This window comes from Bacillus sp. HSf4 (assembly GCF_029537375.1).
Taxonomy (GTDB): domain Bacteria; phylum Bacillota; class Bacilli; order Bacillales; family Bacillaceae; genus Bacillus; species Bacillus sonorensis_A.
Genome location: NZ_CP120679.1, coordinates 3,652,191 through 3,677,912, shown reverse-complemented (window position 1 = coordinate 3,677,912; position 25,722 = coordinate 3,652,191). Strand labels below are relative to the sequence as shown.

At 46.2% G+C, this 25,722-nt stretch carries 23 protein-coding genes, 1 pseudogene and 1 other annotated feature; of the genes and pseudogenes, 18 read left to right on the top strand and 6 right to left on the bottom strand.

The window, feature by feature from the left end; translation table 11 throughout:
• Positions 1–16 precede the first annotated feature (16 nt).
• Together P3X63_RS19075 and P3X63_RS19070 are read left to right on the top strand one after the other, a co-directional pair.
• Positions 17–1,444 (top strand): LutB/LldF family L-lactate oxidation iron-sulfur protein, encoded by a 1,428-nt coding sequence (locus P3X63_RS19075; RefSeq protein ID WP_026588835.1) that lies wholly within the window; start codon positions 17–19, stop codon positions 1,442–1,444.
• Positions 1,441–2,151: a LutC/YkgG family protein gene (locus P3X63_RS19070; RefSeq protein ID WP_026588834.1), complete on the top strand. Its 711-nt coding sequence runs from the start codon at positions 1,441–1,443 to the stop codon at positions 2,149–2,151. Before P3X63_RS19075 ends, P3X63_RS19070 begins: the two co-directional genes overlap by 4 nt.
• 340 nt (positions 2,152–2,491) lie before the next feature.
• Here the strand turns inward: P3X63_RS19070 and P3X63_RS19065 are convergent, their stop codons facing one another.
• A complete protein-coding gene (locus tag P3X63_RS19065; RefSeq protein WP_277691680.1) occupies positions 2,492–2,878 on the bottom strand; it encodes a CocE/NonD family hydrolase in 387 nt (128 codons plus the stop codon).
• A gap of 292 nt (positions 2,879–3,170) precedes the next feature.
• On the opposite strand from P3X63_RS19065, the gene P3X63_RS19060 reads away from it, so the two are divergent.
• Together P3X63_RS19060 and P3X63_RS19055 are read left to right on the top strand one after the other, a co-directional pair.
• The gene (locus tag P3X63_RS19060; RefSeq protein WP_142246080.1) at positions 3,171–3,860 is read left to right on the top strand and encodes an ABC transporter permease; all 690 of its coding nucleotides are present in this window, start codon (positions 3,171–3,173) and stop codon (positions 3,858–3,860) included.
• Entirely contained in the window at positions 3,860–4,792 is a 933-nt protein-coding gene (locus P3X63_RS19055) for an ABC transporter ATP-binding protein (RefSeq protein ID WP_026588831.1), read from the top strand. The genes P3X63_RS19060 and P3X63_RS19055 overlap by 1 nt, the downstream gene beginning before the upstream one ends.
• Before the next feature lie 89 nt (positions 4,793–4,881).
• Here the strand turns inward: P3X63_RS19055 and P3X63_RS19050 are convergent, their stop codons facing one another.
• A complete protein-coding gene (locus tag P3X63_RS19050) occupies positions 4,882–5,757 on the bottom strand; it encodes a LysR family transcriptional regulator (RefSeq protein WP_277691679.1) in 876 nt (291 codons plus the stop codon).
• A gap of 128 nt (positions 5,758–5,885) precedes the next feature.
• Here P3X63_RS19050 and P3X63_RS19045 point away from each other — a divergent pair, with 128 nt between their 5' ends.
• Positions 5,886–6,392: a YbhB/YbcL family Raf kinase inhibitor-like protein gene (locus P3X63_RS19045; protein WP_077736120.1), complete on the top strand. Its 507-nt coding sequence runs from the start codon at positions 5,886–5,888 to the stop codon at positions 6,390–6,392.
• Positions 6,393–6,441: 49 nt separating this feature from the next.
• On the opposite strand, the gene P3X63_RS19040 is transcribed toward P3X63_RS19045, so the two are convergent.
• Positions 6,442–9,297 carry a S8 family serine peptidase gene (locus tag P3X63_RS19040; protein ID WP_277691678.1) on the bottom strand — a complete coding sequence of 952 codons (2,856 nt, stop codon included), beginning with the start codon at positions 9,295–9,297 and terminating at the stop codon, positions 6,442–6,444.
• Positions 9,298–9,468: 171 nt separating this feature from the next.
• Between P3X63_RS19040 and P3X63_RS19035 the strand changes: the two genes are divergently transcribed.
• Positions 9,469–9,918 carry a hypothetical protein gene (locus tag P3X63_RS19035; protein WP_277691677.1) on the top strand — a complete coding sequence of 150 codons (450 nt, stop codon included), beginning with the start codon at positions 9,469–9,471 and terminating at the stop codon, positions 9,916–9,918.
• 31 nt (positions 9,919–9,949) lie between these two features.
• On the opposite strand, the gene P3X63_RS19030 is transcribed toward P3X63_RS19035, so the two are convergent.
• A complete protein-coding gene (locus tag P3X63_RS19030) occupies positions 9,950–10,423 on the bottom strand; it encodes a hypothetical protein (RefSeq protein ID WP_026588827.1) in 474 nt (157 codons plus the stop codon).
• A 314-nt stretch (positions 10,424–10,737) separates the two neighbouring features.
• Positions 10,738–10,980, top strand: a binding site (T-box leader).
• A 77-nt stretch (positions 10,981–11,057) separates the two neighbouring features.
• Between P3X63_RS19030 and P3X63_RS19025 the strand changes: the two genes are divergently transcribed.
• The 11 genes from P3X63_RS19025 to P3X63_RS18975 all read left to right on the top strand — a co-directional run bounded on the left by P3X63_RS19025 (position 11,058) and on the right by P3X63_RS18975 (position 23,656).
• On the top strand, positions 11,058–12,401 hold the full coding sequence (locus P3X63_RS19025) for an amino acid permease (RefSeq protein ID WP_372708939.1): 1,344 nt from the start codon (positions 11,058–11,060) through the stop codon (positions 12,399–12,401).
• A gap of 140 nt (positions 12,402–12,541) precedes the next feature.
• Positions 12,542–13,549 (top strand): LLM class flavin-dependent oxidoreductase, encoded by a 1,008-nt coding sequence (locus tag P3X63_RS19020; RefSeq protein WP_026588825.1) that lies wholly within the window; start codon positions 12,542–12,544, stop codon positions 13,547–13,549.
• 316 nt (positions 13,550–13,865) lie between these two features.
• The gene (araE, locus tag P3X63_RS19015; protein ID WP_026588824.1) at positions 13,866–15,260 is read left to right on the top strand and encodes an arabinose-proton symporter AraE; all 1,395 of its coding nucleotides are present in this window, start codon (positions 13,866–13,868) and stop codon (positions 15,258–15,260) included.
• 291 nt (positions 15,261–15,551) lie between these two features.
• On the top strand, positions 15,552–16,592 hold the full coding sequence (locus P3X63_RS19010) for a sugar-binding transcriptional regulator (protein ID WP_277691676.1): 1,041 nt from the start codon (positions 15,552–15,554) through the stop codon (positions 16,590–16,592).
• A gap of 33 nt (positions 16,593–16,625) precedes the next feature.
• The gene (gene gap / locus P3X63_RS19005; RefSeq protein ID WP_026588822.1) at positions 16,626–17,633 is read left to right on the top strand and encodes a type I glyceraldehyde-3-phosphate dehydrogenase; all 1,008 of its coding nucleotides are present in this window, start codon (positions 16,626–16,628) and stop codon (positions 17,631–17,633) included.
• A 162-nt stretch (positions 17,634–17,795) separates the two neighbouring features.
• Positions 17,796–18,980, top strand: a complete 1,185-nt coding sequence (locus tag P3X63_RS19000) for a phosphoglycerate kinase (RefSeq protein WP_026588821.1) — start codon at positions 17,796–17,798, stop codon at positions 18,978–18,980.
• A 30-nt stretch (positions 18,981–19,010) separates the two neighbouring features.
• On the top strand, positions 19,011–19,772 hold the full coding sequence (gene tpiA / locus P3X63_RS18995) for a triose-phosphate isomerase (RefSeq protein WP_277691675.1): 762 nt from the start codon (positions 19,011–19,013) through the stop codon (positions 19,770–19,772).
• Positions 19,765–21,300, top strand: coding sequence for a 2,3-bisphosphoglycerate-independent phosphoglycerate mutase (gpmI, locus tag P3X63_RS18990; RefSeq protein ID WP_277691674.1), 1,536 nt, complete (start codon positions 19,765–19,767; stop codon positions 21,298–21,300). Before tpiA ends, gpmI begins: the two co-directional genes overlap by 8 nt.
• Before the next feature lie 22 nt (positions 21,301–21,322).
• A complete protein-coding gene (gene eno / locus P3X63_RS18985) occupies positions 21,323–22,615 on the top strand; it encodes a phosphopyruvate hydratase (RefSeq protein WP_026588818.1) in 1,293 nt (430 codons plus the stop codon).
• Positions 22,616–22,752: 137 nt separating this feature from the next.
• Positions 22,753–23,385 carry a type 1 glutamine amidotransferase family protein gene (locus tag P3X63_RS18980; RefSeq protein WP_026588817.1) on the top strand — a complete coding sequence of 211 codons (633 nt, stop codon included), beginning with the start codon at positions 22,753–22,755 and terminating at the stop codon, positions 23,383–23,385.
• A gap of 190 nt (positions 23,386–23,575) precedes the next feature.
• Positions 23,576–23,656, top strand: a complete 81-nt coding sequence (locus tag P3X63_RS18975) for a putative holin-like toxin (protein ID WP_256860326.1) — start codon at positions 23,576–23,578, stop codon at positions 23,654–23,656.
• A 311-nt stretch (positions 23,657–23,967) separates the two neighbouring features.
• Here P3X63_RS18975 and P3X63_RS18970 read toward each other — a convergent pair whose 3' ends face one another.
• Complete coding sequence (locus P3X63_RS18970; protein WP_026588816.1) at positions 23,968–24,357, bottom strand: hypothetical protein; 390 nt, start codon at positions 24,355–24,357, stop codon at positions 23,968–23,970.
• A gap of 37 nt (positions 24,358–24,394) precedes the next feature.
• Here P3X63_RS18970 and P3X63_RS22985 point away from each other — a divergent pair, with 37 nt between their 5' ends.
• Positions 24,395–24,760: an MFS transporter gene (locus tag P3X63_RS22985; protein WP_142246081.1), complete on the top strand. Its 366-nt coding sequence runs from the start codon at positions 24,395–24,397 to the stop codon at positions 24,758–24,760.
• Between the two features lie 146 nt (positions 24,761–24,906).
• Here the strand turns inward: P3X63_RS22985 and P3X63_RS22980 are convergent.
• A pseudogene (locus P3X63_RS22980) lies at positions 24,907–25,542 on the bottom strand (methyl-accepting chemotaxis protein); the annotation flags it as partial.
• Positions 25,543–25,722 lie beyond the last annotated feature (180 nt).

The window sequence follows — 25,722 nt, the reverse complement described above, 5'->3', positions numbered from 1 at the left end:
GAGGGGGACATTGGTCATGGCAATGAAGATCGGAACGGAAACATTTAAAGAACGCGTATCAGATGGGCTTGATAATACGTTTATGAGGGGGGCCGTCTCAAGCGCCCAGGAACGGTTAAGAGCACGGCGGCTTGAGGCGGCAGAAGAGCTCGGAAACTGGGAAGAATGGCGGTCGCTTGCCGAAGAAATCAGGCAGCACGTGCTGGAAAACCTAGACTATTATCTTGAGCAGCTCGCCGACAACGTCGCCAAAAAAGGCGGACACGTTTTCTTTGCCGAGACGGCCGAGGAAGCGACAGGCTACATCCGCGAAGTCGTGAAAAAGAAAAACGGCAAAAAAATCGTCAAGTCAAAATCGATGGTCACGGAAGAAATCAATATGAATGAAGCGCTTGAAAGCGAAGGCTGCGAAGTGGTGGAAACCGATTTGGGAGAGTACATCCTTCAGATTGACGACCATGATCCACCGTCCCATATCGTTGCACCTGCGCTCCATAAAAATAAAGAGCAGATCCGCGATGTCTTTAAAGAGCGGATCGACTACCGCAAAACGGAAAAGCCTGAGGAGCTTGTCATGCACGCGCGGGCCGTTCTCAGAAAAAAATTCCTGGAGGCGGACATCGGCATCACGGGCTGCAATTTTGCGATTGCCGATACAGGGTCTGTCAGCCTTGTCACAAACGAAGGGAACGGACGCCTCGTGACGACCATTCCGAAAACGCAGATTACCGTGATGGGGATGGAGCGAATCGTCCCGTCATTTGACGAGTTTGAAGTGCTTGTCGGAATGCTGACGAGAAGCGCGGTCGGTCAAAGGCTGACAAGCTATATCACAGCATTGACGGGGCCGAAGCTGCCGGACGAAGCGGACGGGCCGGAGGAATTCCACCTCGTGATCGTCGACAACGGGCGTTCGAAAATTCTCGGGACCGACTTTCAATCCGTTCTCCAATGCATCCGCTGTGCGGCCTGCATCAATGTCTGCCCGGTCTACCGCCATGTCGGCGGACATTCCTACGGCTCGATTTATTCCGGGCCGATCGGAGCGGTGCTCTCCCCGCTTCTCGGCGGATACGACGATTACAAAGAACTTCCTTATGCATCATCATTATGTGCGGCCTGCTCTGAAGCCTGTCCTGTCAAAATTCCGCTTCATGAGCTGCTGTTAAAGCACCGGCAGCGGATCGTCGAAAAAGAAGGGCGCGCACCGATTTCCGAAAAGCTGGCGATGAAAGCGTTCGGTCTCGGAACATCGACGCCATCGCTTTATAAAATGGGCTCAAAATGGGCGCCGGCGGCGATGAAGCCGTTTCAAGAAGGCGAAAACATTACGAAGGGTCCGGGACCGCTGAAGCAATGGACGCAAATCCGCGACTTTCCTGCGCCGAACCGATCCAGGTTCCGCGACTGGTTCCAGGACAGACAGAAGGGGGAAGACAGATGACAAACGGAACGATTCAAAACAAGGACAGCTTTTTAAACCGGATTGCGGAACGGCTAGGCCGCAGCAGGCGGACAGCCGGCGTCTCTGTCCCCGATTACGCACATCAGCCGCAGCACCGTGTGTATCAAGGCTTTACACAGGATCAGCTTCTCGGCGTCTTAAAGGAGCATTGCCGGAAGATTCATACGGAACTGCTTGAAACAGATACTCTCGGCCTGTATGAGGCCCTTTATGATCAAGCATCACGATTCGGAGGCGGCCCTGTGATTGTTCCGAAAGACGAGCGTTTTCAAGAATACGGACTGTCAAGCCTTTTAACAGACAGATGGCCGAATGAAGGCACACAAGTATGGGAGTGGAATGCGGCAGCCGGCAGAGAAAATATTCTGCGGGCGGAACAGGCGAACATCGGCATTACATTCAGCGAGGTCACGCTTGCGGAATCCGGAACAGTCGTCCTTTTCAGCTCGAAAGATAAAGGACGCTCGGTGAGCCTCCTGCCAACGACATACATTGCGATCGTTCCAAAGAGCTCGATCGTCCCGAGGATGACACAGGCAAGCCGGATGATCACAGACGGCAAAGTCACACCGTCATGCATCAACTATGTGACGGGACCGAGCAACTCAGCCGATATTGAAATGGACCTTGTTGTCGGTGTCCATGGTCCGGTGAAAGCCGCATATATCGTGGTAACCGACCGCTAGAAACATACCTTCAGAGCATATCAGCCTCTGAAGGTATTTACATCAGGTCAGTTTCTAGGGAATCACAGGGAGAATAATGGCAGACGGGTGCTGCTTGTCATGCAAAATGGTTTGCAATGCTGTTTGAGCATCATCTCTTTGCCCGGCGCCGATATCAAACCCGGTATTGGGATTTCGATCCCAACGTGGAAAATGGCTGCTTGTAACATCCAAGCGGAGTTAAATACATTGCTTGTGGACCACAGATCGATTTCGTCGAGATATGCTTTTCCCGGTTTGATCAGGCTGGGCTTTTCTCCTTCCGAGACATTCCGAAATCGGGCCCGAATGATTCCGTCTGTCAAATTGTATGCCGAGCATCTGGATGCACATCAATTAAGCGGACGACAAAATCAGTATCCGGTGTACTCGATGCAGCCCAGGGCCTGACTTTTACCGGACCCGTCACCTCCATGTTTTCTTCGAGAATAGGTGAGCTGTACACCAGTACATCTTGCCGCTCTTCAATGTCTCTTTGCTCAAAGGCTCCGCTTGTAAAAATCCGGCGGCATCTGATGGCTCCTCCTTTTGTAGGAACAGGTTGTAATGGATCGTAGAGAAAACGATCAGGTGTTTCCCGTTCAGGAGGAGTGATACTGCGTGTTCCATCTCCATGACAGGTGTTCGCATGACCGCCGCTGTGCAGATAATATGCCGTAACTTCGCGTTTCCAAGTAAATGTCCACAAAAAACCTCATTTCAATGCCCCTTCCCGCATCAAAAAGATCGCTCCAGGAAAATGCCGGAGCGGCTGCTTTAAACGGTTTTGAATTGTGCTCCATTCCCGCCATTGCGTAAATGCGTAATTAGACGAACCTTCCGATCCGCCCGCTTCTGTAAGGAACTTATATACACCTTCCAGCCTGGGGGAAAGTCAAGCTGTAACCGTTTTTCGAACGATTTAAGGTAATGTTAAGGATCAGATTATTTTCCGATAATGTTCGCTTACTATAATGGAGGGAGTGAAGGAGTGACCCGTCTTGTGGACAATTTGTCTGAATGAATGTAAAAGTCTTTTTAAAAGTGTAAAATCGCTCATTATGATCGTGCTGATTTTTTGGGTAAGCTATAAAGTTGCCGACCTTATAAAAAGCGCGCCGACCGAGGCTGTTCGGGAAATGGGCCTTGGTGAAAACCCCTACGAAGCCGGAATCTCGGTTATCGTCTTTTTGTTTGGTTTTCTGCTGGTTTCGGGATTGTCCCATGACATGATCAGCCGGGAAGTCCATTCGCGGACGATCAGATTTCTTGTGACCAAAACCTCACACAGCAAAATTATTTTGGGGAAATTTTTGGGTGTCTTATTGTTTTGGTTTCTTTGCATCACGGTATCTTTCATATTGGTGATGATGGTTTCCAAATCTTTTTTGGGGCTGGGGGCTGTTGAATGCATGGCGTTTCTTGCAGCTGCAATCGCTTTAAATCTGCTGTTTTCCGTCATCTTTTCCAAGCCTGGCATGACCATGTTTTTCGCGGTTGTCTTTTCCCTGCTTTTCCCGGCCGTCAGCTATTGGGCGATCAATTCTCAAAACGCGATGATCAGCTGGTTTCAATATGTGACACCCTATTATTATTCCGATCTTGGGGGCTGCTTCAGCCTGATCAACTTAGTTTACGCCGCCGTGGCTTTGTCCGGGGCCATCGTGATCTTGAAAAGGAGAGACCTATAATGAATGTGGTGATCGAGGCAAACGGACTGACGAAAAGCTACGGGGCGAAAACGGTCGTCAACAAGGTCGATCTGCAAGTGGAAAAAGGCGAGATTTACGGATTTCTAGGCCGCAATGGCGCGGGGAAATCGACATTTATGAATATGATCACCGGCATCACTCAGCCGTCTGCGGGAAGCTTTCGATTATTAAACGAATCTTCGCTTGAAAAAGTGAAGCACCGGATTGGCGTGCTGCCGGACTATTCCATGTTTTATGATTCGCTGACAGCGGTCGGCCACTTGAAATATTTCGCCAAGCTCAACGGATGCAGGGCATCAACAAAGCGGTGCGAAACCGTTTTGGAAAGGGTTGGTCTCTTGGAAGACGGGTATAAAAAAGCGGGCCGTTTTTCATTCGGCATGAAGAAAAAGCTAGGCATTGCCCAGGCTATAATTCATGATCCTGAGCTGATCTTTTTGGATGAACCGACCTCCGGTGTTGATGCCGAATCGGCTCTCTATATACATAAACTACTTATCGATCTGCAAAAAGAGGGAAAAACGATATTCATGACTTCTCATAATCTTTATGAGATCGAGAAAATGTGTACAAGAATCGCAATTATGAAGAACGGAAGCATTTTAAAAGAAGGTACGATTGATGAGTTACGGAAACACTTCATGTCGAACATTTCCGTTCAGATTCGCCATTCGGATATTCCTGATCAGCATTTCGGTCTGATCAACGGCTTCCTCGAATCAGCCGGGGAACAGCTTGAATACCGCGGTCGTGAAATCTCGATTATCGTAAATTCGGAGGAAAAAATTCCGGCTATCGTCAGAGTATTGACCAACTGCAAGGTGGGCATTTACAGAATTCATGTCGATGAACCGTCGCTTGAAGAGATTTTTTTGGATGACACTGAGAAGAGCAGTGTGTCGTCGATATGAATTTAAAAAGACCCTGAAGTGTTTTTCAGGGTCTTTTTGATGTCGTATCCGTTGATCTATGGCCTGAAAGGATGGCTCCAACCGGCAGATTAAATCTGTTCACGTTTCATAAAATCATCCAGCATGGCGTGAAATTGTCTGATATGTCCGCTGTTTCTTTTCCACATGATATAGGTTTTGGAAGCGGGCAATTTGATGTTTGGTATATCGACCGTGATCAGTCTTTTTTCATTTTGATCATGCTTAATCATATATGCCGGCAGGAATGATGCGCCGATTCCCGCCTTCACCATGTGAAGTGCCGCATCAATTTGTCCGGCGGACATCGTTTGTACGCCTGGGTAATGCACAAGAATGGTCCTTAACAGATCATCCCCTGTGGAAGAGTGATCATGCGTCAGCAGCCTGTAGCGGCTGAAAATGGCTCCGGCGTTAGCAAGGCCGGTTTCTTGATACGGGGCGGCAAGGCATAGTGTTCCTTCGCATATGTGCTGATAGTAAAGACTGTTAGTATTTGGGTCGTTTCGCGATATTCCGATATCAGCTTTATTGTCTTCAACTGCTTTTTTGATGTCATCTGCCTCGGCCACAATGGTTGAAATCTCCATATCCGGCTGTTTTTCGATAAAAGCCGGCAAAAACCGGGGCAATATATAGGAAGCGATGTAGGGATGTACTGCCAATCTAATCATGCGGCTGTAGCCCTGCTTCCATTGAGCCACCTTCTGCCTTCCCGAATTGTACACATTCATCATGTCTTTCGCATAAGGCAAAAACAGTCTGCCCTCGTCGGTGAGAACGACACTTCTTCCGGTATGTATAAATAATCTCATATCCAATTCGTTTTCCAATTTTCGAATATGCTGAGAAACGGCAGGCTGGGTCAGGTAAAGCCGTTCAGCCGTTTCTCTGAAATTTTCTGATTCTGCAGCGGCGATAAAAGTCTGCAGCCATTTTAAATCCATGAACATATCTCCTAACAGGTCCCAATCTATAACAAAACGTTATCTCAAAAAAGCCGTTTACTTATCAATGATTATACATCGATTCGTTTAATATAAATAGAGAATCAAAAATTGAAAGAAGGATAGACATGAACATTTACGTAGAAGCAAAGCCATATTTGCATGATAAGTATTCTAAATACGCGAAAGATGAATTCAGGAGAGAGGGGCATCCATTTGTTTCATTCCCTATTGGATTTGAACATCTTCCTAAAGGGGCAAAAACGATTGCACTGACATTAATCGATCATGATGCGATTCCTGTATGCGGGTTCAGCTGGATTCATTGGACAGCCGCCAACATTCCAGCGGACATAAGGGAGCTTCCTGAACATGCAAGCGAAGAAAGGCAAGATTTAATGATCCAGGGACAAAACAGCTTCGCCTCTGAGCTTGGGGGAAGCCGGGACCCTAAGATTATTCACCAGTACTGCGGACCGACACCTCCTGACAAGGATCACTTCTATACATTGACAGTGTATGCTCTAGACGCTGAACTGGAGCTAGAAAGAGGATTTTACTTAAATGACCTGTATAGAAAAATCAAAGGACACATTTTAGCCGTGGCAGAACTTGATTTGAAAGCAAGAGTGTAAGAAAAACACTGTTTTCTGAATGCATCAGAAAACAGTGTTTTCATTTTGATTAAGGTAATTTATTCAGCGGTTTCAGCTTGATGTTTTTCCTCGTGTTTTCTCCCAAATTAATCGTAAATTCATACGGGCTGTAGCCTTCCGCAAGCACTCTGATCGTGTAGGCTCCTTGATATGCGTTCAGGTTGTATTCGCCTTTTCCGTTTGTCACAGCAGGGGTGACGGAAGCGTCTTCGATCAGATAGAGGGTGGCGTTTTCAACAGGCTTCCCTGTGACCGCGTCTTTGATCGTCCCGCTGAGCACTCCTTCCTTTGCTTCTTCAAGCATCAAGTTTTCGAGGATCGTGTCTTTTCCCCATCCTAGTTCCACCTTTTTCGTGACGGTTTTATAACCGTATGCTTCGGCTTTAAGTGTATATTCCCCTCCTGTATGCTTCAGGGCGAACTTTCCAGTCTCAGGGTCGGAATAGGTCGATTTTTCGGTTTCAGCGATGCTGACTTTTGCTTGAACAGGGGGGAGCCCTGTCTGAGAATCATTCGGTTTTGGTTGATTCTGTTTTGCCATTTTGGAATTTAAACCTAAACCGCCAAATGGATGATAGAGTTCAACATCATCAAGGTAAAAACCGTCTTTTTGAACGGTGCCGTTTGATACGACTCTCCATTTGATTTCGATGCTTGATGTCCGATATTTATAGCCAGTGAGCGGTATCTCTTCATCAATCCATTTGGATGAAGAGCCGGTGTATGTTTTAACGATTTCCCATTTTGGATCAGGTTCATAAGGTCTAATCATGAGATAAGCGAAGTCTTTGTCATCTTCAAGTTCATACCATGCTTTAAACCTGAGATAGGTTCTTCCTCCCATCGGCAATTCGACGGTCGGCATGTATAAGTCCATTTCGGCATCAGCGTCATAAGGACCATTTAAGTTTGTAGCGAATACCTTTTCACCCGAAGCGGCTGCGTTCGGTCCTGAAGCCGGTGTCCCCCATTCCCAGCTGTTATGCTTTCCTTCGCTGAACCAGCCGTTTGTCCCTGATTCAAAATTTTCTTGATAACCGCCGGTAATCCGGTCGGAAATCGGCAACTCATAAATCTGCGATTCCGTCTTGTTTCCGCTGAAATCAGTTGCGATCCATTTGTAATTTAAGGTTTGGCCGCTTTTTCCAAAAGTGATTTTTGTTTGATATATGTCGATTTGCGCGTTCCCATTTGCCGCATTCACTTCCTCCGTCTTCCATTCAGACATCCCCGCAATTTTATATGCGAGCTCCGCTTTGCTGACGCTTGTGTTGTCTGATATTTGCGCGGTCAGCTGAACAGGACTGTTTTCAAACGCTGCGGTCGGCATTTGATGGGAGATGGACGGCGGCTCCTCGTCAACGCCTTTTTTTCTGACTTCTCCTTTAATGATGGATTTGCTGACATTGTAGGTTAGAAAGACGCTGACTAAGCCATAGCCGTAGCCGTTGTTTGGTGACTCGGAAAATTCATTGTCCGTTAATTTATCTGTATGTTTTGTTAAGATTTCTTTCATTTCATTCGGCGTAACTGTGGCATCGATCTGCTTCAATATGGCCGCCGTTCCCGCAACATGCGCTCCCGCCAGCGCTGTTCCTTTCAACCCTTCTTCGTATGATTGATTTAAAGCGGAGGTGCGGATCTCCTCTCCCGGGGCGGATAGCTCGGGTTTGATTGCTTTGTCAGGGGAAGGCCCCTGTAATGAAAAATCAGACAAGGTCAAATCTCTATTGACAGAGCCGACTGTAAACGCTTCTGGATAGTTGGCTGGACTTGATATTGTTCCGGGGCCGGCGGGATTCTTGTCATCCGCGTCTCCGGCCGCAAATACCGGAAAGATCTCGGCTTCTCTCCAGATTTTTAAGATGTCCTTGTACCACTCATCAAGGCCTGGGCCTCCGCCCCATGCATTATAGACGACATCAGGGGCAAGTTCAGGATGGGGATTTCCCTCCGCATCTTTCGGGGCTAATATCCATTCGCCCGCCGCTAATAGGTCGGTATCTTTTCCGCTCGCATCCGTAAACGCTTTAACCGCGATCCACTTCGCGCCGGGAGCGACGCCGATTTCGTTGTATCCGTCCGGTTCAGAACCGACCATCGTTCCCATTACTTCGGTTCCGGAACCGATGTCGTCATATGGCGCTTCCCTTCCGTTGACCGCGTCAAACCAGTTCAGCGTATGGCTCGGATCATCGGGATGCTCAGGATCGTATCCTCTGTACTTTTCTTTTAATGCAGGGTGATCCCATTCCACTCCCGAATTGATTGTGGCAACGACTGTACCTGTGCCGTCATAGCCGTGAAGCCACCAAGCTATTTGAGAACCGATTATCTCTATATTCCATTCGATCTCTTTTTTTCGGGGTTCTGATATTTTCGCAGAAGTTTTAATCGGTTTGTACAGCTTTCTCGTTTCATTTGGGAGGATTTTCTCCACTTCATCATAGGCGGCTGCTTTTTCCATGACTTCTTTCGTGCCGTGAACGGCGATCGCGTTAACAATGTAATAGGATCGGATGTGGTCGGCATGACCTTTCTTTTCTTGCGTCTTGAGGAATGTCTTGAGGTTTCTTTGGGTGTCGTCAGCTGTCATGCGAAGGGAAGAAACAATGGCTGAGCGTTTTCGATCTTCTGCTTGGCCGGTGGTTTGTTGATTTTTTTGACTGGTTTCCTTTCCTTTGCTGACGGCTTTTTTAGGATCAGCTTTTTCCTTCAGCTTAATCAGAAAAGTGACTTTTTCGCTTTGTTTAAATTGCGAATAGAGGGTGGCGGAAATCTTTGCTGATGGACGGTCTTTAACCGCAGCTGCAGGTTCTTGCTGAAACATTGCCGCTGTAAGCAACATCATGATGTATAAGATCATAACAGAACGCTTTTTCATGTTTTTGTCCTCCTTTGTCATTTTACAGTTCTAATGTAACCAATGAGATTTGCGAGATTTGTCGTTTTTTGAAAATAAATTCTAAAAATTTACATTATCAAAAGGAATCCTGGCCGCTTGTGAGAAATGATAGATACATTGGTCGAAAAATGATGTTGGAGGAGGGGGCAGATGTGCAAAACAAAAAAACAAGCCTTCTTAACAATAAGAACTACCGCTCTTTATGGATGGGGCAAGCCGGAAGTGTCATGGGGGACTGGTTCAACCAGGTGGCGCTGGCCCATGCTTTACTTCATGCGAGTCAGCTCAGGCGTTATCATCCCGCTGGACAGCTATATGCTGCAGACCAACACGAGGGAAGAAGTCCGCGGGCGCGTGTTTTCATTTCATCTTGCAACGTACGGGGGATTTATGCAGCTGTCATATCTCGCTTCAGGCTTTGCTTATGACCAATGGGGAATTCCATTGGTCGGGCTGGGTGATAGGGGCGGTTTCATTAATTTGCGGAACTGGCTGGCTGATTCAGTATATGCAAGGAAAGCTGGGACCTGCCGACAGGGCTTATTCCGGCGGGGCTTATCGCCGGGATGTCTCCAAATGAGAAAAACACCCTGTATGTAAAAGGGTGTTTTTTAAAGGGAGCATTCAGGCTTTAATATTTCCACAAAATCGACATGTCGCCGACTGTCTTTTCATCGATCACATTTCCGTCCTTGTCGACCTTGACAAAATATTTTCCTCCATTGGTTACATTTTTGTATTCGGTCTCAGATGTACCGTCATCGTTTTGTTTAAATGTAAATTGCACTTGTGCGATTAATGTGCCGCTGTTGAGGTCGACATAATACGAATCGAAGCTGACATGGCTCCAGTCCTCTTTTTCAGCGGGGATGTCGGAAATGATACCGATTTTTTCTGCGGGATCATTGACGATCACCCCGTAATCCTTTTCTAAGTTTTCGGTTTGAATACCCGCCTCATCGAGTATTTGTTCAATCTGGCTAAATTCTGTGTCAGTCGGTGAAGTATACCGATTTTCAGGGAGGTCTTTCGCAAAGCTGACAGGCGATGAACCGAAGACAAGCGTCATAACGGACAAGAACAACATTAACGAAAGCTTCTTCATGGATTCTCCTCCTTTAGCGAATCATTGATTCGGTTCACACTCTATCATCGTTAAAATATTTTGTAAAGTTTGAATAATATATCAATTTAACTATTTTTTTCGGAGGATATAGGACTGTTTTTCTTGAGAGTCTCTATGTGAATCACTCCATTCGAGAAAAAGTTGTGCTGTTTTTCTCTTGTATTTTCTGATAGAAAAGGCGATTTTCCTTGAAAATAAAGAAAAATTCAAATTTTAAAAAGAAGTTCTATCATTTTATATTGACAAAGTGAAAATAAGAACGTATATTATATGAATATATTTTCAGTGGATAATAAAACACAGAGAACGGGAGCAGTAAAAGATCCTTCATTAGCCAAGAGAGCTGCGGGGCGGTGTGACGCAGTCTAATGAATCTTTGAACTCGCCCGGGAGTGGACTTGCTCAAAAAGGAAAGACATCGATCCTGCAGGCTTTACGGCTGACCTTCGTTATCGGGTTTTTAAGCTGGGTTCTTATGAAAAGGAATCAAAAAGAGTGGTACCGCGGTAGGCGTTCAAAGGCTCATCGTCTCTTTATCTTCAAAGTAAAGAAGAAAAAGAGACGATGAGCCTTTTTAATTGATATAGAGGAAGTGAAAAAGTTGGAAAAAGAAATGCAGAAGCTTGAGCGAACGATGACAGCCCGCCATATTATGATGATGGCGCTGGGCGGAGCCATCGGAGCGGGATTATTTAAAGGAAGCAGCAATGCCATCGATTTGGCCGGGCCGTCCGTGATGATCGCTTATTTGATCGGCGGAGTCATTTTGCTGTTTATCATGCAGGGGCTCGCAGAAATGGCGGTTCGAAATAGTAAAGCGAGAACGTTCAGAGATCTGGTGCAATCGATTTTGGGACCGTATGCCGCATACTTTTTAGATTGGATTTACTGGAAAATGTGGGTGCTGAATATTGCCGCAGAGGCTGTCGTTGCTGCGATATTTTTGCAGTACTGGCTTCCGGGGATGCCGGTTTGGGTGCTGGCGCTGTTTGTTTCCCTTGTTATCACCAGTGTGAATTTGCTTTCTGTCAAAAGCTTTGCAGAGACTGAATATTGGCTCGCTTTGCTTAAAATTACAGTAATTGTCGTCTTCATCATATCCGGATTTATATTGTTATTTTTCTCTTTTGGCCATCACTCTGCTGTGGGATTTTCGAATTTGACAGATCATGGCGGCTTTTTCCCGAACGGCGCCGGCGGGCTCATTACGGCAATGCTTGTTGTCATTTACTCTTATGGAGGAACTGAGATCATCGGCGTGACCCTTGCGGAGACGAAACGCCCGGAACAGGTCGTCCCCAGAGCTGTCCGCGGCACACTGACGCGAATTATTGCCTTTTATCTTCTGCCGTTTTTCATCATCGTCAGCCTGATTCCGTGGAATCAAGTCAACAGTGTGCCGGAAAGCCCTTTTGTCATGGTCTTTAAAATGATCGGGATTCCCGGAGCGGATCACTTGATGAATGCCGTCATTTTATTGGCGGTCATCTCATCGATGAACTCAGGACTTTACGGAGCCTCCCGTGTGTTGTATACACAGGCTTCTGACGGCCGGGTGCCGAAAGTTTTTGCAAAGCTTTCCGTTCGAAAGGTGCCGGTTTACGCCATTTTGCTATGTACGTCATTTTTATATTTAGGCGTATTGTTTTCCTTATTTGCGGGAAGTCAGACATTCGAGTATTTGATGGGGTCTCTCGGCTATACGGTCCTGATGATCTGGATGCTGATCGCCATTGCCCATGTGAAATCGAGAAAACGCGGCGCAATCGTAACAGAAGGCTACTATGTGAAATGGTTTCCTTATACGACCTGGCTGGCGATTCTTGCGCTTGCGGCTATACTCATCGGCGTCATTTTGACCACGTCGATCGTCATCACCGTTGTCACGGCAGGTATTTACCTGCTCATTACTGCCGCTTATTTTTTGAAAGGGCGAAACCAAAACGTCAATGCTTAAGCTGCTATGCTTGCCTCCTTCCTCAGGGGGCAAGCATTTTAAACATTAGTTCGAGAATGGTCGAACTAATTTCTTTTAATCCCGCCCTCTGTTATGTTATCGTTCTATCTGACAATACACTCTAGGAAGAAGGAGAAAATATGTCAGTAGAGCCTTTTAAACATACAAAGTATTCCGTGCTGAATTTGTCCCCAATCGTACAGGGCGGAAATGCGGCGCAATCCTTCAGGGATTCCATCGATTTGGCGCGCCATGCCGAAGACTGGGGATACCACAGGTTCTGGCTGGCCGAGCATCATAATATTGAAGGTGTTGCAAGTTCGGCCACTTCGGTATTGATCGGCTATATTGCCGGGGGAACGAAGACGATTCGTGTCGGGTCCGGCGGCATTATGCTTCCCAATCACTCTTCCCTTGTGATTGCCGAGCAGTTCGGAACGTTGGAGTCCCTTTATCCGGGAAGAATCGATTTAGGACTCGGCCGGGCTCCGGGCACCGATCAGCTGACAGCGAGGGCATTGCGGCGGAACATTAGCAGCGGAGAGGACTTTCCAGAGCAATTGGAAGAGCTGCGCCGATATTTTAAACCGTCAGGCAATGTGAGAAATCATGTGCGCGCCATTCCGGGGGAAGGCCTTGATGTGCCGATTTGGCTGCTTGGCTCCAGCGGATTCAGCGCCCGTCTCGCGGGAGAGCTCGGTCTGCCGTTTGCGTTTGCAGCCCACTTTTCACCGGCGAATACGATACCTGCTTTAGAGCTGTACAGGAGCTCGTTTACACCCGGTATATTGGATGAGCCGTATGCGATGGTCGGCGTGACCGTGATCGCCGCCGATACGAATGAGAAAGCACAGCGCCTTGCGACATCCCACTATCAGAAATTTTTAGACCTTGTCCGGGGGGCTCCGACTCAGCTCAAACCGCCTGTAGACGATATGGATCAAGTCTGGACGCCGCGAGAAAAAGCGATGGTCAATGAACAGCTCAGCTCCACCATCATCGGAGGTCCAAAAGAAGTGAAGGCAAAGCTTGAAGATTTTATCCAGACGACGCAGGCAGACGAAATCATCATCAACTCAGAAACATTTGATCATGGAGACAGACTGCGCTCATTTGAAATCATCGCCGACGTATGGAAAAACGGATAATCGGTAAAAAGCAACGGTATGGCAATGTCCATCCGTTGCTTTTTAATGTTTCAGAATATGGATCATGACCTTTGATTCGAAGGGCTCGTGCGGCTGACGTATTTTCGCAATATATTGATTCCCCGACATGTTCACGAAAAATTCTCAGGTGAAATGAAAGCGCTAACCGAAAAAACGTTGACAGAAAATACAAATATAATTATTCTATAATTGTACGTACTAATTGAGGTTTGAGTTCTTACGTTTCAAAATATGTACGTACAAGAAAACTTCACATTGAAAGCGCTTTATCATTTCGTGGGAGGAGAGGCAAATAATGAAGAACAATCCAGCTCAGTTAGAAACAGAAGTGTCAGTTGCTCGAAGCCATTCAATGGGATTTGTGATATTGATTTCATGTGCGGCGGGTCTCGGCGGTTTATTGTACGGCTATGATACAGCGGTCATATCCGGTGCAATCGGTTTTCTGAAGGATTTGTACAGTCTGACCCCATTTATGGAAGGCCTTGTGATATCGAGCATCATGATCGGGGGCGTTGTGGGCGTTGGCATATCCGGTTTTCTGAGCGACAGGTTCGGAAGGAGAAAGATTTTGATGACAGCGGCGCTGTTGTTTGCGATATCAGCGGTCATTTCAGCTCTTTCACAGAATGTGTCCACATTAATCATCGCAAGGATCATCGGCGGTTTGGGAATTGGAATGGGGTCTTCTCTGTCTGTCACGTATATAACTGAAGCGGCGCCGCCTGCGATCCGCGGCAGCTTATCTTCCTTATATCAGCTCTTTACGATATTGGGGATCTCCGCGACTTACTTTATCAATCTCGCAGTTCAGCGGTCTGGTACATATGAATGGGGTGTGCACACCGGCTGGAGGTGGATGCTTGCCTATGGTATGGTGCCGTCGGTCATTTTCTTCCTCGTGCTGCTGGTTGTGCCGGAAAGTCCGCGATGGCTGGCGAAAGCCGGAAGGACAAATGAAGCGCTAAAGATTCTGACACGTATTAATGGAGAAAAAGTGGCAAAAGAAGAATTACAAAACATTGAAGATTCCTTGAAGATCGAACGGATGGGGTCGTTGTCACAGCTTTTCAAACCGGGCCTCAGAAAGGCGCTGTTCATCGGGATTTTGCTGGCGCTGTTCAATCAAGTCATCGGCATGAACGCGATTACCTATTACGGTCCGGAAATTTTCAAAATGATGGGTTTCGGCCAAAATGCCGGATTTGTTGCAACATGTGTCGTCGGTGTCGTCGAAGTGATTTTTACCGTGATCGCAGTTCTCTTGATCGATAAAGTCGGGCGGAAGAAGCTTATGTCCATCGGTTCTGCCTTCATGGCCATTTTTATGATCTTAATCGGTACATCATTTTATTTTCATCTGACTGAGGGACTGATGCTGACCTTCTTTATTTTAGGATTTGTCGCCGCCTTCTGTGTATCGGTCGGTCCCATCACATGGATCATGATTTCTGAAATATTCCCGAATCACCTGAGGGCGCGGGCCGCAGGGATTGCGACCATTTTTCTATGGGGAGCCAACTGGGCGATCGGACAATTTGTGCCGATGATGATCAGCTCGCTGGGGCTTGCCTATACCTTCTGGATTTTTGCGGTGATTAATATTCTCTGCTTCCTGTTTGTTGTCACGATCTGTCCTGAAACAAAAAATAAGTCGCTTGAAGAAATAGAGAAGCTTTGGACAAAATGAAAACGTTTTAATAAAGACGAGGCCCTTTCGAGAAAAGGGCTTTTTATGATGGATGCACCTTTTTGGAGGATGGGAATAAAATAGAGATGATAGGAAACAATGCTGAATAAGACGGTTGTGTGAAGATGTGCGAATATTGTCGAGGAATTGACGCTTAACAGTTGAATAAACGATTTAACCCTGTTAAAATAATGAATGTAAGCAGGAGTAATTTTTTTTTGGCTGAGGTGGGACGTTTTCAGTCATAGCGGGACAATATTTGTCCATGACGGGATGAAAGGAACGTTTGACATGAATCAACTAATACAGGCTCAAAAAAAATTATTGCCGGATCTTCTCGATGTCATGCAGAAAAGGTACGAAATTTTGCAGTACATAAGGCTGACTGAACCGATCGGCAGAAGAAGCCTTGCCGCCAGTCTCGGAATCAGCGAGCGGATTTTAAGGGCGGAGGTTCAGTTTTTAAAAGAACAAAATCTCCTCGAGATCAAAACGACCGGCATGACATTGACAACGGAAGGATCTGACCTGCTGAAAATTCTCGAAGATACAATGAAGGATGTTTTAGGCTTAACCCATTTGGAAAACACATTAAAAGAGAGGTTGAACCTTGAACAGGTCATCATTGTCTCAGGAGACAGCGACCATTCCCCATGGGTCAAAAAAGAAATGGGGAGAGCGGCCGTCGCATGCATGAAAAACAGGTTTAAAGGGGAAAATATCGTCGCCGTAACCGGAGGTACGACCCTTGAAGCCGTAGCAGAAATGATGACGCCCGACTCGAAAAACCGCAAGCTGCTTTTTGTTCCGGCAAGAGGCGGACTCGGCGAAAACGTCAGGAACCAGGCCAATACGATCTGCGCTCATATGGCTGAAAAAGCATCCGGTACATACAGGCTGTTATTTGTTCCGGGTCAGCTAAGCAAAGAAGCCTATTCTTCCATCATTGAAGAGCCTTCTATCAAAGAGGTGCTGCAGACGATTCAATCGTCCAGTATGGTGATTCATGGAATCGGGGATGCTAAAACAATGGCCGAACGAAGAAACACACCTGAGGAAGATTTGAGGAAGATCGAAGAAAATGAGGCTGTTGCAGAAGCTTTCGGCTATTATTTTGATCGTCATGGAGAGGTCATTCATAAAGTGCACAGCGTAGGCATTCAACTGGAGGATCTTGATTCGATCCCCAACATCATCGCGGTGGCGGGAGGCTCATCAAAGGCGGAAGCCATCGAGGCTTACTTTAAAAAGCCGCGCAACACGGTTCTGATCACTGATGAAGGAGCCGCAAAACAGTTATTAAGGGAAGTTTCTTCCCTCAATATAAATTAAATATCTCTTATTTACTTAAAGGAGGAAATCATCATGGCAGTAAAAGTCGGTATTAATGGTTTTGGTCGTATCGGACGTAATGTATTCCGCGCAGCATTGAATAATCCTGAAGTAGAGGTTGTAGCAGTTAACGATTTAACAGACGCTAACATGCTTGCTCACCTATTACAATATGACTCAGTACACGGAAAATTGGACGCGGAAGTTTCTGTAGACGGAAGCAACCTTGTTGTAAATGGCAAGACAATCGAAGTTACAGCTGAACGCGATCCTGCTAAATTAAGCTGGGGAAAACAAGGTGTTGAAATCGTTGTTGAATCAACTGGTTTCTTCACAAAACGCCCAGATGCGGCAAAACACTTAGAAGCTGGCGCGAAAAAAGTCATCATCTCAGCTCCTGCAAGTGAAGAAGATATCACAATCGTTATGGGTGTAAACGAAGATAAATACGATGCAGCTAACCACCAAGTTATCTCTAACGCATCTTGCACAACAAACTGCCTTGCGCCGTTTGCAAAAGTTCTGAATGACAAATTCGGCATCAAACGCGGTATGATGACAACTGTTCACTCTTACACAAACGATCAGCAAATCCTTGATCTTCCGCACAAAGACTACCGTCGTGCGCGTGCAGCAGCTGAAAGCATCATCCCAACAACAACTGGTGCAGCGAAAGCCGTTTCCCTTGTACTTCCTGAACTAAAAGGAAAACTGAACGGCGGAGCAATGCGTGTTCCAACACCAAACGTATCACTTGTTGACCTTGTTGCTGAACTTGACAAAGACGTAACAGCAGAAGAAGTAAACGCAGCGTTTAAAGAAGCAGCAGAAGGCGAACTTCAAGGCGTTCTTGGCTACAGCGAAGATCCGCTTGTATCTAAAGACTACAACGGCAATGCCAACTCTTCTACTATCGATGCCCTTTCTACAATGGTGATGGAAGGCAGCATGGTGAAAGTGATTTCTTGGTATGACAACGAAAGCGGATATTCTCACCGCGTAGTTGACCTTGCCGCTTACATTGCAAAACAAGGTCTTTAATTCGTAACCTTAAGAATCAGACTTGGTTCTGATAGACAAAAAGCGCTATAATGAAAGCGGACAAGGGAAGGGGATACACACTCCCTTTCCCTTTTTCCATATGCGCCGGGATTTTCGAGTTTTCAGGCTTGTAAATCATTTAAAGGAGGAACTCCTCGAGTCATGAACAAAAAATCAGTAAAAGACATTGATGTAAAAGGCCGCGTTGTTTTCTGCCGTGTTGACTTTAACGTTCCGATGAAAGAGGGAAAAGTTACGGATGATACGCGGATCCGCGCTGCACTTCCAACGATTCAGTACTTAACAGAGCAGGGAGCAAAAGTTCTTCTGGCAAGCCACTTGGGCCGTCCGAAAGGTCAAGTTTCTGAAGAGCTCCGCCTGACTCCTGTAGCAGCACGCCTTGGAGAGCTGCTTGGCAAGGATGTGAAGAAAGCGGACGAAGCCTACGGTGACGCCGTAAAATCACAAATTGCCGAAATGCAAGAGGGAGACATTCTCGTACTTGAAAATGTCCGCTTCTATCCTGGAGAAGAAAAAAATGATCCTGAGCTTGCAAAAGCGTTTGCCGATCTGGCAGATATTTATGTCAATGATGCGTTTGGAGCGGCTCACCGCGCTCACGCTTCAACTGCGGGCATCGCTGAACACCTTCCGGCTGTTGCGGGCTTCTTAATGGAAAAAGAGCTTGAAGTGCTGGGTAAAGCCCTGTCAAACCCGGAACGTCCGTTTACAGCGATTATCGGCGGAGCGAAAGTAAAAGACAAAATCGGTGTCATCGAAAGTCTTCTTGATAAAGTCGACAATTTGATCATCGGCGGCGGTCTTGCTTACACATTCGTTAAAGCGCTGGGATACGAAATCGGCAAATCCTTGCTTGAAGAAGACAAAATCGAATTGGCCAAATCGTTCATGGACCGCGCCAAAGAAAAAGGCGTCAACTTCTACATGCCAGTTGATGCACTCGTAGCGGACGACTTCTCAAACGATGCCAATACGAAGATCGTGCCGATCAGCGAGATTCCTAGCGACTGGGAAGCACTTGATATCGGTACGGAAACGAGAAAAACGTATGCCGATGTCATCAAAAACAGCAAGCTTGTCGTTTGGAACGGACCGATGGGCGTCTTTGAAATCGATGCGTTTGCAAAAGGAACAAGAGCGGTCGCTGAAGCTTTAGCAGAGGCAAAAGATACATACTCTGTCATTGGTGGAGGAGACTCTGCAGCTGCTGTTGAAAAGTTCGGTCTTGCTGACAAAATGAGCCATATTTCAACCGGTGGCGGAGCTTCCCTTGAATTTATGGAAGGCAAAGTACTTCCAGGCGTCAAAGCATTAAACGATAAATAAGAACAAAACACAGCATAAGGAGTGGAGCACATGAGAAAACCAATTATAGCCGGCAACTGGAAGATGAACAAAGTGCTTTCAGAAGCTGTAAGCTTTGTAGAAGAAGTGAAATCTTCCATCCCTGCAGCGGATAAAGCGGAAGCTGTTGTCTGTGCACCTGCGCTGTTCCTTGAAAAGCTGACTTCAGCCGTAAAAGGCACTGACCTTAAAGTCGGCGCGCAGAACATGCATTTTGAAGAAAGCGGTGCTTTCACAGGTGAAATCAGCCCTCTCGCTTTAAAAGACCTAGGGGTTGAATATTGCGTGATCGGCCACTCTGAGCGCCGTGAAATGTTTGCCGAAACAGACGAGTCAGTCAACAAAAAAGCGCATGCCGCGTTCAAATACGGCATTGTGCCGATCATCTGTGTGGGTGAAACGCTTGAAGAACGTGAAGCCGGCAAAACAAATGATCTTGTTGCCGACCAGGTGAAAAAAGCGCTCGCGGGTCTGACAGCTGAGCAGGTATCTGCTTCTGTCATCGCATATGAGCCAATCTGGGCGATCGGAACAGGAAAATCTTCAACAGCCCAAGATGCAAATGAAGTTTGCGCACACATCCGTAAAACAGTGGCAGCTGAATTCGGACAAGCTGCAGCAGATAGCATCCGCATCCAGTACGGCGGCAGCGTAAAACCTGCGAACATTAAAGAATACATGGCCGAATCCGATATCGACGGCGCTCTTGTAGGCGGCGCAAGCCTTGAAGCACAGTCTTTCGTGCAATTACTGGAGGCAGGTCAATATGAGTAACAAGTTAGCCGCACTCATCATTTTAGATGGGTTTGGACTAAGGAACGAAACCGTCGGAAACGCAGTAGCGCAAGCGAAAAAACCGAACTTTGACCGCTATTGGAACAAGTACCCGCATCAGACGCTGACAGCTTCAGGCGAAGCCGTTGGCCTTCCAGAAGGACAAATGGGAAACTCTGAAGTGGGACACTTGAACATCGGCGCCGGCCGGATCGTCTATCAAAGCTTGACGAGAGTCAATGTAGCGATTCGCGAAGGTGAATTTGAGCGAAACGAAACGTTCCTTGACGCGATGAAGCACGTCAAAGAAAAAGGCACCAACCTGCATCTGTTCGGACTGCTGTCTGACGGAGGGGTTCACAGCCACATTCACCATTTGTACGCGCTTTTGAAACTCGCGAAAAAAGAAGGCGTTGAAAACGTCTATATTCACGGTTTCCTTGACGGCCGCGATGTAGGCCCGCAAACAGCCGAGAAATATATCAAAGAGCTTCAGGAGCAAATCGAAGAAATCGGTGTCGGCGAAATCGCCACATTGTCGGGCCGCTACTATTCAATGGACCGCGACAAGCGCTGGGACCGCGTTGAAAAAGCGTACCGCGCGATGACATACGGAGAAGGACCGAAATATCAAAATCCGCTCGATGTCGTGAAAGATTCTTATGAAAACGGAATTTACGATGAATTCGTCATTCCTTCCGTCATCACAAAAGAAAACGGCGAGCCTGTTGCGACAATCAAGGACAACGATGCGGTCATTTTCTACAATTTCAGACCTGACCGTGCGATCCAGATTTCCAACACGTTCACAAATGACGATTTCCGCGACTTCGACCGCGGAGAAAATCATCCGAAAAACCTTCATTTCGTCTGCTTAACGCATTTCAGTGAAACGGTTGACGGATATGTAGCATTCAAACCGGTCAATCTCGACAACACAGTCGGTGAAGTGTTGTCACAAAACGGACTGAAGCAGCTTCGCATCGCCGAAACGGAAAAATATCCGCACGTCACATTCTTTATGAGCGGCGGACGCGAAGAGAAATTCCCTGGCGAAGAGCGAATCTTAATCGACTCGCCTAAAGTTGCAACATACGACTTGAAACCTGAAATGAGTGCATATGAAGTAAAAGATGCGCTTGTCAAAGAAATTGAGGCTGAAAACCATAACGCGATCATCCTCAACTTTGCCAACCCTGACATGGTCGGACATTCAGGAAAAGTCGAGCCGACGGTCAAAGCAATCGAAGCGGTTGACGAGTGCCTCGGCGAAGTCGTTGACGCGATTCTTGCAAAAGGCGGCCACGCGATTATTACGGCCGACCACGGTAACGCAGACGTGCTGATTACCGAAGAAGGCAAGCCGCACACCGCCCATACGACAAATCCGGTTCCTGTCATCGTCACAAAAGAAGGCGTGACATTAAGAGAAGGCGGAATCCTCGGGGATCTGGCGCCAACTCTTTTAGACTTGCTGGGTGTTGAAAAACCGAAAGAAATGACAGGATCGTCATTAATTCAAAAATAAGCTTTAAAGGAGAGAAACAAACATGCCATACATTGTAGATGTTTATGCACGTGAAGTATTAGACTCCCGCGGTAACCCGACGGTTGAAGTTGAAGTATACACTGAATCAGGAGCTTTTGGACGCGCGCTTGTTCCAAGCGGAGCTTCCACTGGTGAATACGAAGCTGTTGAGCTTCGCGACGGCGACAAAGACCGCTACCTTGGAAAAGGTGTTTTAACTGCCGTTAACAACGTAAACGAAATCATCGCCCCGGAAATCCTTGGCTTTGATGTGACTGAACAAGTATCAATCGATAAACTATTGATCGAACTTGACGGAACTGAAAACAAAGGCAAGCTCGGCGCCAATGCGATCCTTGGTGTATCAATGGCCGTTGCCCGCGCAGCTGCTGATTTCTTACAGATTCCGCTTTACCAATACCTTGGAGGATTCAACTCCAAAACGCTTCCAGTACCGATGATGAACATCGTCAACGGCGGAGAGCATGCGGACAACAACGTTGACATTCAAGAATTCATGATCATGCCTGTCGGCGCAGAAAACTTCCGTGAAGCGCTTCGCATGGGCGCGCAAATTTTCCACAGCCTGAAATCAGTTCTTTCTGCTAAAGGAATGAACACTGCTGTAGGTGATGAAGGCGGATTCGCTCCAAACCTTGGTTCTAACGAAGAAGCGCTGCAAACAATCGTTGAAGCGATCGAAAAAGCCGGCTTCAAACCTGGAGAAGAAGTGAAATTGGCTATGGATGCTGCATCTTCTGAGTTCTACAACAAAGAAGACGGCAAATATCATCTGTCCGGCGAAGGTGTTGTGAAAACATCTGCTGAAATGGTTGACTGGTACGAAGAAATGGTTTCTAAATACCCAATCATCTCAATCGAAGACGGACTTGACGAAAACGACTGGGAAGGCCACAAACTACTGACTGAGCGCCTTGGCTCAAAAGTTCAGCTTGTCGGAGACGACCTTTTCGTAACAAACACGAAAAAGCTTGCTGAAGGTATCAAAAACGGTGTTGGCAACTCCATCCTGATCAAAGTAAACCAAATCGGTACATTGACTGAAACATTCGATGCGATCGAAATGGCAAAACGCGCAGGCTACACTGCTGTTATCTCTCACCGCTCAGGTGAAACGGAAGACAGCACAATCGCTGACATCGCTGTCGCAACAAACGCAGGACAAATCAAAACAGGTGCTCCGTCTCGTACGGACCGTGTTGCGAAATACAACCAGCTTCTTCGCATCGAAGATCAACTGGCTGAAACTGCACAATACAACGGAATTAACTCTTTTTACAACTTGAACAAGTAAGCATAAAAAAGAGCTTGGCCGTGTGATGCGGCCAAGCTTTTTTTAAGTGTGCAAGCTGAATTTCCTTTACCCTGACAAAAGCTGTCAGGGTTTTTGATTATAATAGGCTGTATCAATTGCGATTGGAGTGTTACTGGATGCAGTCGAAAACAGTTTATCTTTATGCATTTCATACCATGTCAGATTGGGAATATGGATATTTAATGGCCGAACTGAACTCGGGAAGATATTTCAAAAAAGATACGGCACCTTTAAAAGTCATGACAATAGGAGTGAATAAAGAAATGGTGACGACGATGGGAGGGCTGCGCATAAAACCGGATATCTCCCTTGATGAGTGGACGCCTGAGAGTACGGATCTAATCATTTTACCCGGAGGGAATACTTGGGGAGAAAAGATTCATCAGCCGATCTTGAAAAAGGCCGGCGAAGCTTTAGAGCTTGGCGCGATGGTTGCCGCAATTTGCGGTGCAACTGCGGGACTGGCGAATAGCGGATATCTGGATTCAAGAAAGCATACAAGCAATGACTTGGCCTATATGAAAATGGTCTGTCCTCATTATAAAGGAGAACCGTTTTATGAGATGGGACCAGCGGTATCTGATGGGAATCTGGTTACTGCATCAGGAGCGGCTCCTCTCGAATTCGCAAGGGAAGTACTGAAAACATTAGACGTGTTTGCATCGGATACATTGGATTCATGGTATCAACTCAATAAGACCCACCAACCTGAATACTTCTTCAAGCTAATGAATTCAATCAATAAATGAGCTGAAAGACCAAGAGTTTAGCCGATGCCGAAGCATGGTTTTTTCGGCGGAAAAGCTAAATTTCATGAGTGAAAAAGGTTTTTTTCTTTATTTTATGTTCTGCTTGATATGGTATAATCTACCTCGTATTAGAAGCTCTGCTCACTCAAGGGAAGTCTTGCTCATCCCCTTCTGAAAGGGGGTGATAAAGATGACAGCATATGAAACAATCTCTTTAATGATTGCTTTTGGCATGCTGATTGCCGTGTTGTCAAAGAATAAAGAAAAATAGACCGCCCCTTGAGCCTGGAAAGTGATAGGGAGTGGTCTATTTTTGGATCAATCTGAGCAAGCCCTTTCGATGGGCTGGCTTTTTGTACAAGCCGAAGTGTTGGAGCACTTCGGTTTTTTTAGTATATGCAACATGCTTCCTTATATCATAAAGAATTTTCATTAATTTGTAAATGGCGAAAGCAAATTGTTGTTTTTAAAAATCAATCGTCAGATTACGCATCGGCAAGTGATTTTTATCCCATACAGAAAAACACTAAGTTCGACCTTGGGCTCCAACACCCCTTCAACCAAAGAAGAACCCACCCGTTATCACAGATTTTTCACAGGCTTCAGAAACCAGGCGGGAAGAAAACCGCTGATGCCAATGATCAAAAAACCAATGATCGACAACAGCGCAATCGCGATGGGAGAGAGCGCTTGCTGAAGGCTGTAAGCCGTGCAGGAAAGCAGCACGCCTAATCCTAAAGCGATGAGGTAGACCTTTTGATTCGTAAAAAACAACGTTTCAGATCTTTTGAATTTGATATAAATTAAAGGAAGCCCCGTATAGCCTCCTATGATAAGTGTGAATAACATCGCTAAAATAAACTGAAGTATTGCTGAAACATTTACTCCGAACATGTCTCCAAATGAAACTGACCAGCTGCTTAACATCACAAATCCTAAAAGATAGAGAATGGATAAGGTCAAATGTTTCATTTAAATCCCTCCAATTGAATACATTTATTCAGAACACATGAATCTGCTTATTTGTTTTATACTGATGTTCTTTGGATCGGCAGGATTGTGGTTTGCGAATATTTCAATCTTATTCGTTCTATGCTCTTCATTATTCGGCTTTTCCTTTGGTTTCGTTACGATATTTCTGCAAAAAACAATTGCAAAAAATATTGAAGATCACCTTCAAACAAGTGCATTCTCCCTTTTTAGTTTAACGTCATATTTGGCAGTGGGGTTTAGCGGATTTATTTTTTCACCGATTGTCAATCACAGTATTAAGTTGCCATTTATCATAACTCCATTGTTTTCATTGATATTTGCAACTGTCTTCGTATTATTCAGTAAGCCAGCAAAAAAGGCTCGTAATGAAAAATCGATGTGAGTACTTCAAAAAAATAATCATCAGGATATACAGTGATTCAACAAGTCCTGGTTGGAAGATCTGCTAAGAAAACAGAGTTGTGAGCTGATAACATGATATTCGAAAAAAACACCCTCTCCTATATAAATAAGAGCGGGTGCAAATCGTTACACTTTAAACTGCGAAATCTTCTCCTGCAAATCCTGCGCCATGACGGCCAGGTCTTCTGACGCCTTGGCGATTTCCGCCGTAATCGATGACTGTTCTTCTGTTAGAGCGGAAGAATTGTTAATATGCTCGTTTGTGTTGACCGAGTAGTCCTGCACCTGTTTGGCGATGTCGCGCATTTGTTTCGTATTTTGCGTCGCTTTTTGGACATCATCCGTCACCAGCTGAATATTGGAGGTGACATCGCGAATCGATTGATGGATGCTTGAAAAGGATTCTCCCGTTTGTTTGACTTTGGCGATGCCTGTATGGGCTGCTTGCTGGCTTGCCTTCATCGATTCGACAGAATGAGAGATTTCGTCCTGGATCGATTGAATTGTCGCTGTAATGTCTGTAGACGCATTTTTCGTTTCTTCCGCCAGCTTCCGCACTTCCTCTGCGACGACGGCAAATCCTTTTCCGGATTCGCCTGCTCGTGCCGCTTCAATCGCGGCGTTTAAGGCGAGCAGATTGGTCTGTTCAGAAATGATTGATATCAGGCTGGCCATCTTGTTAATATCCGCCGATTTTTGTTCAAGCAGTTCGATTTTTTCTGCTGTTTCCGTCATTTTTTCATGCAAATGTGTAATATCTTGTATGACTTCTTTGACCGTCTCACTTCCTTTGTTTGCCAGAGCGGTTGAGTGGGCGGATTTTTTGCTGACCTCCTGGACCGCTTCCGATATCGTGCTGATTTCATCTAGCAGCGTATCGCTTGTCGAAGACATCTCAAGTGCCAGATTGGTTTGCGAACCTGCGTCGTTTGCGACTTCCTG

Excerpts from the sequence above, each read along its gene's own strand:
- P3X63_RS18980 (WP_026588817.1), top strand. The coding sequence starts at position 22,753 with ATGCAGTCGAAAACAGTTTATCTTTATGCATTTCATACCATGTCAGAT.
- P3X63_RS19035 (WP_277691677.1), top strand. The coding sequence starts at position 9,469 with ATGTGCAAAACAAAAAAACAAGCCTTCTTAACAATAAGAACTACCGCT.
- P3X63_RS19000 (WP_026588821.1), top strand. The coding sequence starts at position 17,796 with ATGAACAAAAAATCAGTAAAAGACATTGATGTAAAAGGCCGCGTTGTT.
- P3X63_RS19075 (WP_026588835.1), top strand. The coding sequence starts at position 17 with ATGGCAATGAAGATCGGAACGGAAACATTTAAAGAACGCGTATCAGAT.
- gap (WP_026588822.1), top strand. The coding sequence starts at position 16,626 with ATGGCAGTAAAAGTCGGTATTAATGGTTTTGGTCGTATCGGACGTAAT.
- P3X63_RS19030 (WP_026588827.1), bottom strand. The coding sequence starts at position 10,423 with ATGAAGAAGCTTTCGTTAATGTTGTTCTTGTCCGTTATGACGCTTGTC.
- P3X63_RS19020 (WP_026588825.1), top strand. The coding sequence starts at position 12,542 with ATGTCAGTAGAGCCTTTTAAACATACAAAGTATTCCGTGCTGAATTTG.
- P3X63_RS19055 (WP_026588831.1), top strand. The coding sequence starts at position 3,860 with ATGAATGTGGTGATCGAGGCAAACGGACTGACGAAAAGCTACGGGGCG.
- araE (WP_026588824.1), top strand. The coding sequence starts at position 13,866 with ATGAAGAACAATCCAGCTCAGTTAGAAACAGAAGTGTCAGTTGCTCGA.
- P3X63_RS19025 (WP_372708939.1), top strand. The coding sequence starts at position 11,058 with ATGCAGAAGCTTGAGCGAACGATGACAGCCCGCCATATTATGATGATG.
- P3X63_RS19045 (WP_077736120.1), top strand. The coding sequence starts at position 5,886 with ATGAACATTTACGTAGAAGCAAAGCCATATTTGCATGATAAGTATTCT.
- P3X63_RS19050 (WP_277691679.1), bottom strand. The coding sequence starts at position 5,757 with ATGGATTTAAAATGGCTGCAGACTTTTATCGCCGCTGCAGAATCAGAA.
- eno (WP_026588818.1), top strand. The coding sequence starts at position 21,323 with ATGCCATACATTGTAGATGTTTATGCACGTGAAGTATTAGACTCCCGC.
- P3X63_RS22985 (WP_142246081.1), top strand. The coding sequence starts at position 24,395 with ATGAATCTGCTTATTTGTTTTATACTGATGTTCTTTGGATCGGCAGGA.
- P3X63_RS19040 (WP_277691678.1), bottom strand. The coding sequence starts at position 9,297 with ATGAAAAAGCGTTCTGTTATGATCTTATACATCATGATGTTGCTTACA.
- P3X63_RS19070 (WP_026588834.1), top strand. The coding sequence starts at position 1,441 with ATGACAAACGGAACGATTCAAAACAAGGACAGCTTTTTAAACCGGATT.
- P3X63_RS18975 (WP_256860326.1), top strand. The coding sequence starts at position 23,576 with ATGACAGCATATGAAACAATCTCTTTAATGATTGCTTTTGGCATGCTG.
- P3X63_RS18970 (WP_026588816.1), bottom strand. The coding sequence starts at position 24,357 with ATGAAACATTTGACCTTATCCATTCTCTATCTTTTAGGATTTGTGATG.
- tpiA (WP_277691675.1), top strand. The coding sequence starts at position 19,011 with ATGAGAAAACCAATTATAGCCGGCAACTGGAAGATGAACAAAGTGCTT.
- gpmI (WP_277691674.1), top strand. The coding sequence starts at position 19,765 with ATGAGTAACAAGTTAGCCGCACTCATCATTTTAGATGGGTTTGGACTA.
- P3X63_RS19010 (WP_277691676.1), top strand. The coding sequence starts at position 15,552 with ATGAATCAACTAATACAGGCTCAAAAAAAATTATTGCCGGATCTTCTC.